This window comes from Variovorax sp. CAN15, assembly GCF_030462475.1.
In the GTDB taxonomy this organism is placed as follows: domain Bacteria; phylum Pseudomonadota; class Gammaproteobacteria; order Burkholderiales; family Burkholderiaceae_C; genus Variovorax.
Map to the genome: position 1 here is coordinate 1 of NZ_JASMRZ010000048.1, position 16,493 is coordinate 16,493.

Here is a 16,493-nt window from a genome sequence, read left to right on the forward strand (position 1 = left end):
GGTGATGTAGGCGTTGGTGTCGGCCACCCAGCGCAGGCGGCCCAGCGCGTCGTAGGCCATCTGGTTGTCCTGGTAGGTGACGCCGCCCTGCACGGTGGTCTCGCGGATGCGACGGCCGCCCAGGTCATAGGCGTAGGTCGTGACCTTGCCCACGCCCGCGTCGTCGATGCGCAGCAGCTGGCCGGCCTTGTCGTACGAGTAGCTCAGGTTCTGGCCGCGCGAGTTGGTCTGCTGGGTGAGCTGACGCGCGTTGTCGTAGCTGTAGCTGTAGGTGGCGCCGCCGATATCGGTGTGGCCCGTGAGCTGGCCGAAGTAGTTGTAGCTCCAGGTGGCCAGTGCGCCGTTGGCGTCGACCTCGGCGATCTTGCGGTTCATCGAGTCGAAGGCCGCGAGCTTGACCTGGCCCAGCGGCTGGGTGGTGCTCACGAGGTTGCCGCGCAGGTCGTAGGCGTAGCGGATGGTCTCGCCTGCGCCGTTGGTCTGGCTCAGTTTGCGGCCGGCCTGGTCCCAGGTGACGGTCTCGACGATCTGCGCCGTGCCGATGACGGAAGGGCCGAACGACGTGGCCCAGCCCCAGATGTCTGCGGCCATGCGCGTGGTGGTCAGCAGCCGGCCCACGTTGTCGTAGGTGAAGCCGGTGGAGCGGCCCATGGCGTCGACCGTGCTCATCTTCTCGCCGAAGGCGTTGTAGCTGTGCGTGATCGTGCCGCCGTCGGCGTTGAGCTCCTGCACCAGGTTGCCGCCCGCGTCGTACACCTTGCCCTGGACGTTGCCGTTGGCGTCTTTCACCGCGACCTGGCGGCCCAGCTTGTCGTAGAACAGTTGGGTGACCGCTTCGCCGGTGCCGTTGGCATCGGGCTGCCTCTGCTCGACCAGTTGGTTGTTGGCGTTGTAACGGTAGGTGGTGACCCAGCCCGCCGAACGCGGGTCGCTGATGGAAATGACGTTGCCCCAGCGGTCGGTGTTCTGGTTGACGACAGGGCGGGGCGAGCCGCTGCTGCTGTCCTGCCAGATCGCCTGGCTGCCAGGTGCGCCGGCGGTGTTGTTCTCGCTCACGGCCGAGCTGCCGGGCGCCGTGGTGACGGTCGCATTGAACAGCGGCGGAATGAGCGGGGTCATGTAGCCCGGCTTGTAGGGCGGCGTGGTATCCGCCACCGTCGGGGCGGGCGTCGTGCCTGGCACCCAGACGTCGACCCAGCGCCATTCGGTCTGTATCTCCGTGTAGGGCACCGCAGTGACCACGCCGTTCACCAGCTGATAGCCCTTGCCAAGGCCGGTGATGGGGTTGCCCGACTCGTCGGTGCCGGTGGTCACCATGACCGGAGGACCATAGATCGGGCTGCCCGAGTGCGCGCTGATGATGTACTGCGCCGGATCGGGCGGTGTGACGAGCGTGGGCACCTGCACCCACACCGTCTGCTGCTGCATCTGGGTTTCGTAGCGCGGCTGGTAGCCGACGATCACCGGCCGCTGGACGGGCACCTGGACCGGGTAGGTCTCCGTCGTCCAGCCCGTCTGCACGATCACCCAGTCGTAGACCGTCCGATAGTGCGTCTCGTAGTCGGTGTAGGTGTAGTAGATCGGAGCGCCGCCTTCGTCGTAGCCGCTGATGCCGGTCCTCTGGACGGCGACCTGATAGGCCTCGACGCGCGGCACCTGTACCCAGCCATAGACCGGGACCGCGCGCTGCTGGTACTGCGTCTCGTAGATCGTCTCGTAGACGATGTTGCCGGCCTCGTCGCGCGCGTAGATCGGATCGGTGCCCACCTGCACCTGCACGGGCACGTTCTGCGTGACCTGCACCATCTGGTACGTGTAGTACGGAATGGCCTTCACCGGACCATAGATCGGGCCAGACTCGTCGGAGCCGATGACGTCTCGCCCGTAACCCTGGCCGAAGATCGGCTGACCGTTCGCGTCGGTGCCGATCACCACCGGCGGACCGTAGGTCGGCCCGGTACCGGTCCACCCGATGATGTGGTTCGCGGGATCGTCGGGTGTGATGGTCACCGGCTTGGGGAAGGGTGTCAGCGTGGGAACGTTGTGCCCTTCGCCCGTCGGGCTGACGACCAGGTTGCCCGTTGCCTGTGCCACCGGCGTCTCGACGCCGAGGACATTCTGGGTGACGAGCACCTGGTATTCATAGTTCCCGGGCGGCAGGCCGCTGATGTCGACTTCGCGATTGCCAGTGGCGTTGCCCGCCTCGTCGACGCCGACGGTTCCGCCGATGGGCAGGACGAGCCATGTGCTGCTGCCCTGCAGGCGGTAGCGGAACGAAATGCTTTCCGATGGGCCGAGGTTCGTTGCCGGCCAGCGAATCACCGGCTTGGTGGTCGTGGGGCCGCTGTAGATCGGGTTGCCTGCCTCGTCATGACCCACGACGTTGCCGACCGTGGCCGTCCCGACCTGCACGCCCGGAATGACCGGCAGGTTTTCCGGCGGGACCCAGCGGGGAAGCTGAAATCCCGTGCTGACGACCTGCCCGGTCGCATGGGCATAGGGCACGCCTTCCCCGTTGCGAACCCAGAGCAGTTCGTACTCGTAGGTTCCCGCCGCGATGAGCGAGAGATCGACGCCATCCTTGCCCTCGCCGCGGGCGCTGACCTGCCGCGTATCCCAGGCGCCCGTGCTGCCTGCCGGGCGGATGCGGAAGATCTGGTCGATACCCGTACCCGGCGACTGCCAGGTGAACAGGCCCAGTCCGGTGACGCCGGTCTGGTAGAAGCCCATGGGCGTATCGATGGACTGCAGCGGCGGAGAGGTCAGGTCGATCCGGCCGCTGCCGATCTGCGTCGTCACGCCGGTCGCGGTGGTCATCAACGCCCGGTATTCGTAGTTGCCTGCGGGCAGGCCCGCTGCATTGAAGCGCAGCGCCTTGCCGAAGTTGGTCAGGCCGACCGAAGCCCAGCCCGAATCGCCGCTGCTGCCGGCCGGCCGCAATTGCAGCTGAACTGTCGAGCTCGGGTCATCGGGGGTGTCGATATCGATGACCTGGCTGCCGTAGCCCAGCGCGGACTGGTCGGAGATCTGCTGCCATTTGCCGTAGAGATCCTTCTTGTAGAGAGTCAGGCGAGTGACGCGGCTGATGCCGCCGTTGCTTGCGGACTGGTCTTCCCAGGTCAACGTGACATTGTCGGAGCCTTCGGGGGCATAGCTGACGATCTGCGTGCGGCTGCGGATCTCCCCGCCTGCCACGGTCTGCGGATTGGTGGGGAAGGGGTTGTTGCTCGATTCATCCGTGCCGCCGGTGTTGCCACCGACCAGCCAGGTCTGGGTGGCGTATTCCATGACGACCTTGACGTCGCCCGCACCCAGGCCGTGCAACGAAGACCAGGACAGGGTGACGGAATTGGTGCCCGTCCACGAGACGACCTGGCCCGATTCGTCCGTGACCTTCTGGCTCGTGCTGCCGATCGTGGCACTGGTATAGGTGCGACCGCTCCTGGGGCCGGTGGTCACTTCGTCGCGGTTCGGACCGACGGTCTGCACCACGTGCCCGAGGGCGTCGTAGACCGTGTCGGTACGGCGCACCGCGCGCCAGGCCAGTTCGTCCGGACGCTGGATCGACCGGAGGTTGAGGTTCTCGTAGGCCGATCCGTAGCTGGAGAGCTGCGCGGTCTGCTTGCCCTGCAGGTTGTAGAACGCCACCTTGTCCACGCCGTCGCCGGAGTTGGTGCGCCAGACGCGGCCCGCGTTGTCGTAGTCGAAGTACTCGCCCTCCACGCCATTGACGCTCTTTCGCGTGACTTCGCCGAACGCGTTGTAGGCGATGGCTGTATCGGTGAGGCCGGCCTGTGCCTGGCTCACGGTGGTGATGGAGGAGCCGTTGAGCTGGCTGGTGGATGCCGGGTCGAAGATGTGCGTCTGCTGTCCGAGCTTGTCGTACTGGTAGGCGCGGAACATGGTGCTGGAGACGCCATTGCCGTCGGTGACGAGCTGCCACTCCTTCGCGACATGGCCTTGTGCGTCGTACGAGCTGTAGCGGTTGACGCCGTTGGCATCCATGCTCTGAGTGACGTGACCCATGCGGTCGTAGGCCGCGAACGTTGCGCGATCAGCCGCGTTGGCGCCTGCCAGCGTGTAGCTGGTGTCGTTGGCACTGGCCGCGCCGGCCGAACGGGCGATGGTGACCACGGCGTTGCCATAGGCGTCGCGCAGGAACTCGGTCACCGGCGTGAGTGCCGTGCCGCCGGCAATGCGCACGGGCGCGGCCACGGCGCGAACCCGGCCGAGTGCGTCGTAGTAGCTGTAGGTGCTCGCGCCGTTGGCATCGGTCGTACGTGTCAGGTTGCCCACGGCGTCATAGCCGTAGCCGGTCACGATGTCTGCGCGGCTGTAGGTTCCGTTGGCGCTGCCGCTGTACTCGACCGACAGGCGGGTCTCGGCCGTCTTCCGCCCGCCGAGGTCGTAGGTGTAGAGCGTGGCGCGGTCGTCGCCGCTGCCGGGGGCGACCGGCGGCGTAGCGCTGGCTGCATTGGGGTTCCAGCCGGCGATGGCGGTGGCGTATTCCTTGTGCAGGACCATGTTCCCGGCGCCATCGAAGGCTTCGGTGGTCAGGTAGCCCAGCGCATCGACCGTCGCGATCTTCTGCCCGCGCAGGTCGTAGTAGTTGTTGGTGCGGATCCACTCCTGCGTCTGCGCGTTCTTCAGCTCCGCCACCTGGGTCAGGTTGCCGAACGCGTTGTAGCGGTTCACGGTCGTCTTGCCGGCCGTGAAGTACTTGACGGCATCGGCGGCGCCAGCGTCATAGGAGAAGGTCTGAGGTTCGATGACCTTCGAGACACGGCCCGCCTGGTCGTATTCGGTGGTCAGTATCCGGTCGGAGCCGTGATCGATGCCCGCGGCGTTGACTGCGGCGCTCACTTGCGTCGTGCTGAGGCTGGCCGGGCTCCCGCTCGTGAGCCCCGTGGCGTTGGCGAAGCGCACAAGCTCCGTGACCTGGCCCCAGGCATTGCGCTGGTAGCCTGTGACGAAGCCGAGCGCATCGACTTCGTAGCGCACCTGGCCAAGCACGTCGTAGGTCTTGTAGCTCATGTTGCCGGCAACGTCGAGGTTGCTCACGGCATTGCCGAAGACGTCGTAGCGGGTTTCGGTGAAGAGCGCCTTCAGCACCTCGGTGCGACCGGCAAGAGCGGCGTTTGCGGGGTTGTCCGCGTAGACGCCCACTTCCGGGAAGATGACCTTGACCTGGTGGCCGACGGTGTCGTACTGGTAGCTGGTCGTGCGCTGTTCGGGGCGGCCGAGAGCTTCGGTGCGCGACAACAGGTTGCCCAGCGCGTCGTAGGCCATCCGGGTGACCAGGGGGGTGGAGCCCGAGTGCGCACCATCCACCACGAGGTTGCCCGTGGCATCGGTCGTGACGGCCGTCATGTCCGCCGCCGGAGCCGTTTCCTGCGTCTGGCGGCCGGCCGCATCGTAGTCATAGGTCCAGGTCGAACCCTTCTTGTTCGTGAAGGAGACCTTCTGGCCCAGCGCGTTGTACCCGTAGCTCTCGACGAAGCCCAAAGCGTCGGTGCTGCGCAGCAGGCGGCCGGCAGCGTCATAGCTGAAGCTGTTGCTGCGATCTTCGGGGTGGGTGACTATCGCGGCGGCGATGGTGGCCGAAGTGCCCCGTTCGCCGGCCGGAATCGCCAGCGCGTAAGCAGTGCTCTGCGTCAGCCGTCCGAGCCCGTCGTAGCTGTTGTAGGTGACGTGGCCCAGCGAGTCGACGGCGTATTGCAGGCGATTGCTCGCGTCGAATGTGCGCGTGGTACTGCGGTCGGCTGCGTCGTTGGTGAAAAGAGAGCGAATGTCGCCGTAGCTTGCCGTCCAGTTGCCGTTGAGCAGCCTGTTGTCGATGCGGTTCGCGTACTGCGTGGTTCGGAGGTTGTTGCCGACACTGTCGTATTGCAGCTCGGTGACGGCGCCGGTCGCGTCGACGCTCATGACCATTCGGTTCGCAGCGTCGAAAGCGGCTCGCTCTATCCGATCGGTCGCCAAGTCGATGGTTGCGGCCGAGTCGGCTTGATCTTCGGTCAGCTTGCTCGTGGTCGTCGGCGCCGCAATGCGGATGGCGGCCGTCCATCGGATCACGACATTGCTGTTCCTGTCGTATCCGATCCACGTGATGGTGCCGAGTGCATCGATAGAGTAGGTCAGACGGTTGGCTGCGTCATAAATACTGTCGGCAATGCGGTCGCCAGCGCTTGAAACCACTGAACTGGGAAGGGCTGAACTCGAGATCGCCGTGGCGTACTGAATCTGCTTGATCAGATTGCCATTCTTGTCGTAGACCTGCTGCGTCACGGCGCCAGCGCCATCGGCGTGCCAGGTCAGCCTGCCTGCGCGGTCATAGACGAAGCGGTCGTGGGCATCGCGGGTCGCATTGGCGATGCCGGCGATGGCGCCCGCGATGGCCGCTGCGGAACCAGGCGTGCTGACCGGGATCGAGGTGGCATAGGCAATGCGTTCGAGCACATTGCCGTTACCGTCGTAGCTTTGCTGGACGACCGCACCTGTGCCGTCGACCGTGTAGATGGTGCGGCCCAGCTGGTCATAGACGAATCGCACGCGCTGGTCGTGCGCCGCGTCGGGAACTGGCGCGGGCAGGGTGCCGGGTGTCCAGCCTTGAACCGGGACGCGCGTGGCATAGGCTACGCGTTCGACGACCTTGCCGTTGGCGTCGTAGCTGAAAGTGACCAGATCGCCATCGCCGCTGATCGTGGCGACGATGCGGCCGTCCTTGTCGAACACGCGGCGCTCGATGCTTGCTCCACCTGCCTCGCTGGGCACGCGCGAGGCGATCTGCTGGAGGGTCGGCGCTGCACCCAGGCCACTGGTGTCGATCGGTGTCGCATAGGCCACGGTCCTCACGACGCGACCCTCCGCGTCATATTCGTTGCGCTTCAGGTTGCCGAGCGCATCGAACGTGAAGACCAGCCGGTCGTCGGCATCGTAGACGTAGCGGCGGACATTGCCGTTCGCGTCGGTGTCGCTCGTGAGGTTTCCGTTCTTGTCGTAGGCGTAGGTGCGACGGAGATTCAGCCCGTTGGGATCCAGTCGCTCCTCGATGCGGCGACCGAGGTTGTCGTACACATATTTGGTGAGCGTTCCGCCGGGACTCAGCACGCTCAGCGTCTTGCCGCGTGCATCGAAGGTGTACTCGGTGACGAGGTTCAGCCCGGCCGGGTCCAGCACCTGCTTCAGCAGTTGACCCTTCAGGTCATAGACCATTTGCGTCAGCTTGCCGTTCGCATCGGTCACGCTGATCTGCTGCCCCTTGGCGTCGTAGGCGTATTCCGTGACCAGGTTCAGTCCGTCCGGATCGACGATGCGCTTGAGCAGCCTGTTGGCGGCGTCATAGGTGAAGGCGACGACGTTGCCGTTCGCATCCGTCGTCTGCACGAGCCGGTTCGAGCGATCGAACGTGCTCGACGTGGTGGTGAGCGGCGTCGTGGTCGTGAGCAGATTGCCGTTCTTGTCGTAGCTGAAGCTCGTGGTGTTGCCGTTGCCGTCGATCACCCGTTGCGTCTGCCCGTGGCGGGTATGCACGGTGGTGACGGTGATGTTCTCCGGCGTGGTCACCGAAACGCTGCGCAGCGCCTTGTCGTAGCTGTAGGTGGTCGTGTTGCCGAGTGCATCGGTCTGGGTGAGGACGCGCCCGAACGCGTCGTAGCTGCTGGAGCGCTGCGCGTTGAGCGGATCGACGGTCACGACCACGCGGCCGAGGCGGTCGTAGGCCTGGGTGCGCGCATTGCCGTTCGCATCGACGATACGCGTCGCGCGCCCGAAGGCGTCGTAGACGGCACTGGTGATCGCGTTGACGCCCGAGGCATCCGTGACCGTGCCGACCACGAGGCCGCGACGGTCCAGCGTCTGAGTCTGCACCAGGTGGCGACCGTCGCCGATGGCCTGGTCGCGGCTCTCCTCTTCGCCGAATGCGTTGTAGGTTCGCTGCGTCACGTTGCCCAGCGCATCGGTGCTGGTGGAGAGTTGGCCACCGGCGAGGTAGGTGAAGCCCTGCCGGCTGTCGAGCGCGCTGTTCGCGATCGCATTGATCGCATTGGTCAGGCTGATGTTGGCAAGCCCTCCGGACAGCCCGGCCACGCTGATGCGGCTTCCATATTGGATGCTCGCGGTGAGTTGACCAAGCGTGTTGTATTGCTGCTCGGCGACTTCCCCCAGGGCGTTGACGGTATGGGTAAGACGCCCGTCCAGGTCGTAGAAGAACAGGGTCTTGTTGCCGTACGCATCCGTGGTGCTGACGCGGCGTCCGGCTGCATCGTAGGCATGGGCGAGGCCGTACTGCACCCAGATCGCGTCGATCTGGGCCTGGGTCTGCCCGCCGACGAGAAGGGCGCTTCCGACACCGCTCAGCTCACCAATCAGCCGGCCCTGAATGTCGTAGCGAGCGCTCAACGTGCGTGCTTCCGACGTGCCCGCCGCAGTCGTGGTCGAAATCAGGTTGCCGACGCTGTCGTACGTGTACTGCGTGACCGTGCCTTCGTAGTTGGTCTGCTGCGAGATGCGGTTGAGCTTGTCGTAGACGACAAGGGTCGAACGGTCTTCGGGCGTGGAGGCAGGGCGGATGTCGGCCACGGTGGTGGCGATGGAGATCTGCGCGAGCAACGTGGCATTCACGCGCGTGGCGTAGCGCACGGTCTGGGTCACGTTGCCGTTGGCGTCATAGACGCGCTCGGTAAGGTATCCCTCTGCGTCAACCTCAGCAACGGTGCGGCCCTGCGCATCGTGCAGCCAGTACGACTTCTGATCGCTGGCGTTAGCCGCAGGGATGAGCTGGGCCAGCAGGCCTGCGCTGCGCAATGCCGGATCGGTCGGGATTGCGTACGAGGTCTGCCCGATCAGACGTCCCGCGCCGTCATAGCGCAGTTCGCTCAAGTAGCCTTCCGCATCCAGCGTGGCTCGCAGAAGGCCGTCCCCGTCGTAGAAATTGCGTGTGACCCGGTCGTTTGCTGCGTCCGCAGGTGGGTTGGTAGCTGCAAGCGTAGGGGCGGAGCCGAGATTCGCGGTGTCGATTCGACTTGCGTACCTGGTGCTGGAAACGACCCTCGAAGCACCGTCGTAGAGCGTGTCGGTGACTGCTCCGGACGCATCGATCGTTCGCACTACCCGGCCGGCATCGTCGTAGATGCGCCAGGCGCGTTGGTCGGCGGGGCTCCTCGCAGGTCGGAAATCGCCAAACACCACGGGCACATGAGTGCTCGCCGCGTTCTGCAACGCAGTGATCAGGCCGGGCGCTGGGGTGGCGTAGACGACGGTCTCGGCAAGCTGGCTGTTCTGGTTGTAGACGTACTCGGTCACTCTGCCGGAAGTCGATACTTCCGCGCTGATGCGTCCCATCGCGTCGTAGATGAACCAGCTGGCCACCCCCGTGGCGTCGATCGTCTGATAGGGCCTGCTCTCGCCGGCGTTGTAGACATAGCTCGTCTTCGCAAGCAGCGGATTCGAGGCACTGCCTTGCTGCACGCTGACCAGCCTGCCATTGTGGTCGTAGGCGCTGGTCGTCACGAGGCCGTTGGCCCGAGTCACGGTCGTCCTGTTGCCGGCGTCGTCGTAGCTCGTCAGGGTGACGTTGTTCTGCGAATCCTGCGCGGAGATCTGCCGCCCGAGTCCGTCGTAGGTGTATTGCGTGGTGCCGTCGGTGGCGCTGACAGTGCTGAGCAACTGGCCCGCTCGGTCATAGACGTAGTGCGTCACCGACTGGCTGCCATCGGCGATGCCGTTGCCGGCTGCATCGACCTTGCTGAAGACGCTGATCTGCTGAACTTGGCCGCGGGAGTCGTAGACGATGTCCGTGCGGCTGGACTGCGTGCGGTCCTGGCCGCCGACCCAGTCGACCATTTGGGTCTCGTTGGGCGTCGCGATCGGGCTCAATGCGGAAGTGTCGAAAGTGCCGCCCACATACTGGATGCTGCTGATGCGCTGGCCGTAGCCGTCATAACGGTACTCGGTCACCCGGCCTTCGGGACTCAGCACGAAACGTAGAAGATTTCTGCCGGTACCTTCGTATACGTAGCGCGTAGTCAGCGGTTGCGCAGGCTGGCCTGCTCCCGGGCCGTCCGGATCGGGCGTGAGATAGACCGTCTCGGTCAGCAACTGGTTGTGCACGTCATACGTGCGGGTGACGGTGTTGCCGGCGGCGTCGCGTTGGAGCGTCTGGTTCCCGTTGCCGTCGTACTGCATGTCGACGACATGCCCCTCGCCATCGATGACCTGGATCACATCGCCGTTGGCACTGTAGACGAAGCTGGTCGTCTGGACGACGCCGTTGACGGCAGGAGCCTTGATCTGCACCAGCTGTCCGTTGCCATCGTAGGCGTACACGCTCACCCTGCCGAGCGGGTCGACGACCGAGGTCCGGCGGTTTGCCGTGTCGTAGCTGTAGCTCGTCGTGTTGCCTTCACCGTCCTTGACGGTCGCGACCTTGAAGTCGGCGCCGACCTGCACGTATGTGAAGGCCAGGCTGGTGCCATCGGTTTGCGTCACCGAGGCGATGCGCTTGCTGGCGCCGTCGTACGTATAGGTGGTGACGTACTTCGCCCCGTCTGCGATGGAGCCATCTTCCGGACTGAGATCGACTGTGACGCTGGACAGGCGATCCGATGCGTCATAGGCATAGTGCACGCGCGTAAGCGTTGCGCCGCCTGATGCGACGGTTCTGATCTGGGTGAGATTGGTACCGCTGTAGTCGAAGTAGGTGACTTCCCCATTCGCGTTGGTGAGGCTCTGCGGCGTTCCGTTGGTGTTGTAGGCCAGCGTGACCGTGTTGCCGCGCGGATCCGCGACCGAGAGAAGGCGACCCTCGCCAGTCGACTCGTACCGCTCGACCAGGCCGGTTGCACCGTCGGTCCAGGTGAAGCGGCCGGCGGCGGCGTCGTAGGCGATCGTGTCGAAGGCCCCGGAGCCCGCCGTACTCACGTAGAGGCTACGGCTACTGTCCCAGGTGTAGACAGCCTGCGCTCCGTCGCGGTCTGTGCGCGCCAACGTGCTGCCGGCGGTTGCGACGGTCCCGGTCAACTGGATTTGCTGGCCGAATGCGCTCATTCGCCAGTTGTCGCCGTTATCGTCGTTCAGCAGACCCTGGCTGTTGTAGGTGCGTACGGCACCGATGTCGATCCCGCGGCCCTCGAGCCGGTCGTCGAAGTCCTGCAGGACCAGATTGCCCGTGGCGATGTTGACGAACGCCTGTTCACCGCTCCGGCCCTGGCCGGCGGTCCCAAGCATCCCGCGCTGTCCCAGCGTGGTCAAAGAAGTCAGACTGAGACCAAGACTGTTGCCGCTGACGATCGCTACCATTTTTGTGTCCGTCTATCCAAAAAAGATGCGAACCGTGATCACGCAGCCTGCTCCGGCCCCCGTTCATGACGAATCTAGGGGAGAGCCCAGGGCCATCCCTGGTGGCCGCCAATCGCACTCGGGACGAGGGTTGGCGCACGGTTCTCCGCAATACATCCGTCGCTGGAAAAATTTGTTTAGCTTTTTTTCCTGGGCGGCCACCTTGCTAAACAGTTCGGGGTTCGCGTGGATATGTTGTTGGAGCCGCTGTTCCGACTGTTTTGAAATTAGTACTCATGTCTTATATCGCCGTCACGCTGAATCATTTCCGCGCCCTTCAAGAGTGGGCAATCAGTCAGCAGGCGGAGGTGCGTCTGGACATGAAGACGTTCCGAGTGGAAGTCCTGCGCGGAGCTGCGCGTTGCAACCTTCACCCGCAGTTCCTGAATACGGTGGATGGCGCCATCAGCTATTCGCCGTTGCTGGGCCCGGCCACTGGCGGATTCGTCGGCTGGCTTCCATATCGCCCGATCAGGTGGGCGTTGTCCAACGACAAGCTCGAATTCAAGAACTTTCTTCACAGGCATGGACTCCTGACCCCGACCATCTGGCCGGGCATGAAGGATGTCGACAAGGACTACGTCCTGAAGCAGCCGGTGGGATCATTTGGGCAAGCCGTGTTTGGGCCGTACCACGCGGATGTGGACGCGCTGAGCCTGCCCGAGCATCGCCTCGGGGTGCGTGAACGCGCTTTCGCCGAGCAGTTCATCGCCGGCCGGAATGTAAAAGCGTGGTTCTGGGGCGGAGAGCCATTTCACCTTCACCTTCAGCCGTATCCCACCATCCGTGGCGATGGAGCTTCTCGGATCGACGCACTGATTGCCCGGCGAATGGAGCGCATGGATGGAGTGGTTCCAGACACTGCCGACAAGCCGTGGATCGTTTCCTCTTTGGCTTTCCAGGGCTGGACGCTCTCCGACATCTTGCCGATCGACGCAGAGGTGTGGATCGACTACCGCTATGGGCGCAGATATGCCTCGGACCCGATCCAGACACATCCCGACAACATGCAGCACCTGTTGACCGAGCATGGACGCGAGCAGGTGCGGCAAGCGGGGCGGCACTTGCACAACGAACTGGTGAAGTCGCACGGCGTGCCCGTCCTTTTTGCCCTGGACGGAGTGCTGGATGCGAATGACCGCATTTGGTGGCTCGAGGCCAATTCGAATCCGATTCTTCCGCCTACGGGGTACCCGTTGATTCTTGCCACGTTGTTCGAAACGGACGAAATACCGAAGTCGGGCGAACTGCGCCCCGCGTCGGCCGCCGTGGGGACCGTGTAAGCAGACCATGGCGAAATCCGGAGACAGCACGATGCACAGGCCGATGGTCGCCGGCAAGTGGATCTATAGAACGGGCGGAATGGTCTGCCGCCTGCCGTTGAAGCGTTTGCGTGTGTCTGCGCCTGCAGACTTCCTCCGCGCCGTCGAACGAAGTTGCGATGGCAACGCCACATGGGAGGATGTGCGCAACGGCCTGATCGATCGCTGGCCTGCAGAAGAAGTCGACTCTTGCATGTCAACGCTGTTGAAGCAGGGGGCACTCGTCGACTCGAGTTATTGTCTGGCGTCGCAGGCGCGAATCGGTTGGACCCCGCAGCCTATTGCAGCACCGCTCAGCGATGCGGACGAACTCTATGCGTTGAGGCATTCCGTTGACAAGGAGCTGACGCAGCCGCGCCCGGGAATCGAGAAGCTGCGGCCTCGGAACAATCCGCTCATGGATCTCCTGCTGAGCAGGGGCAGTGCTCGCACGTTCGACGACAAGCCGCTTCAACTGCAATCCGTGGTGAACATCCTGTGGTCGATGTACGGCGTGCTCCGTGAAACCGGGGAGCGCGTGCAGCGGACCGTGCCTTCGGGGGGCGCCCTGTATGGCTTGCGTTGGTTCATGGCGCTGCTGCGTCCCATGGAGGGGTACCCAACAGGTGTCTACGAAGTGCGCTATCACGCCTGTGGCGTTGAAGGCGGCGAGCTCTCGCTGCAGATGCGGGACGGCGAAGCGAACCGTGCCTGGAGCACGCTGCTGACGCCTGCCGTGCTGAGCTTCGCCCATGCTGTGATCTATCCGGTCGCAGACATCCATTTCATAGGAAAGAAATATGGAAACCGAGCGCTGACACTGGCGATGCTGGAGGCGGGGCATGCGCTGCAGAACGGTGCCCTTGCAGCTCAATACGAGGGAGCCGCCACCATCATGCGTGGCGATACCGTTGAAGTGGAGGTTCTTTCTCTTCTGGGGTTGGAGGACTCCCTCTATCCGTTGCCTGCGATGGTGCTGGGTTCCAGGCCTTCCGTGAATCAGGAGGCCTTGGCCAAGGCGGCAGGCCAGGTTGCGCTCGTGCGGTCCGTGCCCAACCACTCCCAACGGTTGGCACTGTCGACGCGGATCGCCGTGGCAGGGCCCATTCGAATAGGGCGACAGGACAATGCGTGGAGCCTGTGGGCCGCGGGGCGCGCTGAAAGTCCTGAAGTGGCGGTGGTGAAGGCTGAGGCCGAAGCCTGGGAGCGCATCGGCTGGTCATCGCCGCGCGCCGATCTGGAGAGGGCGCGCTTCGGTGAGGTTCCGCACGCGGTCGATCCTCGCAGCCTTGTGGAGTACAGCCCGGCTCAATATAGCCGGGACGAATTTCCCTATTCGCCGTTCTCCGCGCGCCGGCACTACCCTTGGGTGAAAGCACAGCGCGCCGGTTCGGGGACCGAGGTGCAGATCATGGCTCAGTGCGTCTACGCATTGAGTTCAATAAGCCCAGGCGATGCGCATCAGCCTTTCACCAACGCAAGCACCTCCGGTGTCGCTGCATATACGGACATGAGCGAGGCACGGCACCGGGCGCTTGTCGAACTGATCGAACGAGATGCCTTTGCTCGCGCCTGGCTTGGCAGGGTGGCACCGCCTCTGGTCGATGAAGCGGGGCTTGCAGGCTCGTTGCAACGCCGGGTCGCCCGGTTGCGGGATGCAGGCTACCTGTTGTCTCTCCATGCGCTGCCTTCCGATCATCTGCCTGTGATCGCGGTGTTTGTGCAGCATCGCGCCTCGACATTCACCTCGCTGACTACCGCGGCCGGGTTTCAGTGGCAGGAAGCCGTCGCATCGGCGCTGTCGGAGACTGAAAGCAGGGTGCAGCAGCATCATGGGGGGGCTCCGCGCCAGCCCATGCGCGCAGAGGACGTCACGCTCGCGACCCATCACGGCGAGTACTTCAGGACAAAGGCCGGTTTCAAGTTGGCAGACTGGTTCGCTTCCGAGCGTCGGATGGTTTCCGTGCGCGGGAAGACAAGCTTTGCATCGAACGGAACGCAGTTGCTCGATCACTTTCAGGACTCGGGCCTTGAGGTTCTTTTCTGCGACCTGACTCCGAACGGGGCTGCGATCAATCAGGGGCGAACTCCCCTGTACGTGGCTCGAGCTTTCGTTCCCGGTCTGGTTCCCATCTGGTTCGGCCATGGCGTCGAGCCGCTGAGGACCTGCGAGCGCATTGGCGTGAATGTCGAGACTCGCGGCAATGCCCGATGGTCATTGCCGCCTCATCCGTGCACTTGAACTGGAGGACGCACTATCGGATACCTCCGTCTGGCTCTTTTCTTTCCAACTGATTTTTCACTAGAGGAACCCATATGAAGAACGACTCCATCAATCTCTCGGCTGTCCGTTCGGCGACCAGCCAGCAGCTCCAATGCAATGTTGTCGTCGAGCCCTCCAGCATCGACTTTCTGAACGAAGGCTCCATCTTCGCCGCCGGCTCGTCGAGCGACTGCAGCGCGATCTCCCCGCTGCCGGAGCCCAAGAAGAGCAAGCGCCGCGGCCAGGAAAACAGCGAACGCTGAGTGCAAGGCGGACTTTTCGCATGTTCATCCTTCACTGCTCCGATGCAGACGGAAAGTCCGTAAGCCTGCGATACGCGCCACACGAGAGTTCGCTCACGAACCTGGATGGAACGCCGGTGCTTGCCACCAACGGGCAAGCCGGCGCTCCGCGTGTTTGGGAAGACGCTGTTCGCGTCAGTCCTCAACAGCCGGGCCGCAAGATCGAGAATCCTGCGGTGCTCAAGATTCAGCTGGGACTTGCGTGCAACTACACCTGTTCCTACTGCAATCAGTCAAGCCAGGTCGATTCGATGGCCATGACCAGGACTGCAGATGCGCTTTCTTTTCTGCAGGATCTGGACCAGTGGCTGAAAGAACCTCCTTCCCGGATCGAGTTCTGGGGTGGAGAGCCTCTGCTGTATTTCAGGAAGCTCGCCATCCTCGTTCCAGAGCTGGACAAGAGATTTCCTGAAGCAGAGTTCTGCATGGTCACCAATGGCAGCCTGCTGACACAGGAGATCCTGGACTTCATCGTGCGCTACGACATTTGCATCACGGTGTCCCATGATGGTCCGGGGCAGTACCTGCGAGGCGAAGACCCGTTCGATGATCCTCAACGCGAGGCTTTGTTGAAGGCCTTGTGGAACAACCGCAAGCATGGCGAGCGGATGCAGTTCAGTTCGGTGCTGACGCCGAACAACAGCGATCCTGCGGCGCTGCGCCGCTGGTTCGTCGAAAAGCTTGGTGACGAGTCGGTCGTCACTTCATTGGAAGGCGTGGTCGCCACGCACGACGAAAAGGCCTTGGCGGGGCCGGGCGTCTGGAGTGCCGCGCAGTACCAGTCGCTCAAGGACGCGGTCGCTTCTTCATTCGAGACCGGCGAGGCGCTGCGGATCCCTGCATTGAGGGAAAAGGCAAAAGGCCTCATGCAGTCCATACTGATGGGCACACCATCGAGTTCCATGGGGCAGAAGTGCGGTATGGATCGAAGCGACCATGTCGCGGTCGACCTGCATTCGAATGTCCTGACCTGCCACAACACCGGGGCCAATGCGCAGCATGGTCTCGGATCGGCCTTGCAGATGGACGAGATCCGCCTCGATACGTCCACGCACTGGGCTCATCGCGAATGCTGCAGCCACTGCCCGGTTCTCCAACTGTGCGGCGGGTCATGCATGTATCTCGAGGGTGAGCAGTTCGCGCAGTCGTGCGAAAACGAATACCAGTTCGGGCTCGGCGTGCTGGATGGCACCTTGCGCCGAGCCTTGGGGCTGAAACTCGAAAGCGTCGAGGGTGATGTTCGGCGTCCCACCCGTCGCAAGGTGATCTCGATCCTTGCTCAGGCCTGACTGT

5 protein-coding genes are annotated in these 16,493 nt (G+C 63.7%); 4 read left to right on the forward strand and 1 reads right to left on the reverse strand.

All coding sequences use genetic code 11. The features are described from left to right. A partial coding sequence (locus QMO14_RS22980) for a hypothetical protein (RefSeq protein ID WP_301509979.1) occupies nucleotides 1–11,223 on the reverse strand: 11,223 nt, incomplete at its 3' end. 347 nt (nucleotides 11,224–11,570) lie between these two features. Between QMO14_RS22980 and QMO14_RS22985 the strand changes: the two genes are divergently transcribed. The 4 genes from QMO14_RS22985 to QMO14_RS23000 all read left to right on the forward strand — a co-directional run bounded on the left by QMO14_RS22985 (nucleotide 11,571) and on the right by QMO14_RS23000 (nucleotide 16,489). Next, nucleotides 11,571–12,617 carry a hypothetical protein gene (locus QMO14_RS22985; protein WP_301509980.1) on the forward strand — a complete coding sequence of 349 codons (1,047 nt, stop codon included), beginning with the start codon at nucleotides 11,571–11,573 and terminating at the stop codon, nucleotides 12,615–12,617. Nucleotides 12,618–12,624: 7 nt separating this feature from the next. After that, nucleotides 12,625–14,877 (forward strand): YcaO-like family protein, encoded by a 2,253-nt coding sequence (locus QMO14_RS22990; RefSeq protein WP_301509981.1) that lies wholly within the window; start codon nucleotides 12,625–12,627, stop codon nucleotides 14,875–14,877. Nucleotides 14,878–14,951: 74 nt separating this feature from the next. Beyond that, the gene (locus QMO14_RS22995) at nucleotides 14,952–15,161 is read left to right on the forward strand and encodes a hypothetical protein (RefSeq protein ID WP_301509982.1); all 210 of its coding nucleotides are present in this window, start codon (nucleotides 14,952–14,954) and stop codon (nucleotides 15,159–15,161) included. 20 nt (nucleotides 15,162–15,181) lie between these two features. Then, nucleotides 15,182–16,489 carry a radical SAM protein gene (locus QMO14_RS23000; RefSeq protein ID WP_301509983.1) on the forward strand — a complete coding sequence of 436 codons (1,308 nt, stop codon included), beginning with the start codon at nucleotides 15,182–15,184 and terminating at the stop codon, nucleotides 16,487–16,489. Nucleotides 16,490–16,493 lie beyond the last annotated feature (4 nt).

What these genes read in the sequence shown, in the direction of transcription:
- QMO14_RS22985 (WP_301509980.1), top strand. Translation starts at nt 11,571, where the DNA reads ATGTCTTATATCGCCGTCACGCTGAATCATTTCCGCGCCCTTCAAGAG.
- QMO14_RS22990 (WP_301509981.1), top strand. Translation starts at nt 12,625, where the DNA reads ATGGCGAAATCCGGAGACAGCACGATGCACAGGCCGATGGTCGCCGGC.
- QMO14_RS22995 (WP_301509982.1), top strand. Translation starts at nt 14,952, where the DNA reads ATGAAGAACGACTCCATCAATCTCTCGGCTGTCCGTTCGGCGACCAGC.
- QMO14_RS23000 (WP_301509983.1), top strand. Translation starts at nt 15,182, where the DNA reads ATGTTCATCCTTCACTGCTCCGATGCAGACGGAAAGTCCGTAAGCCTG.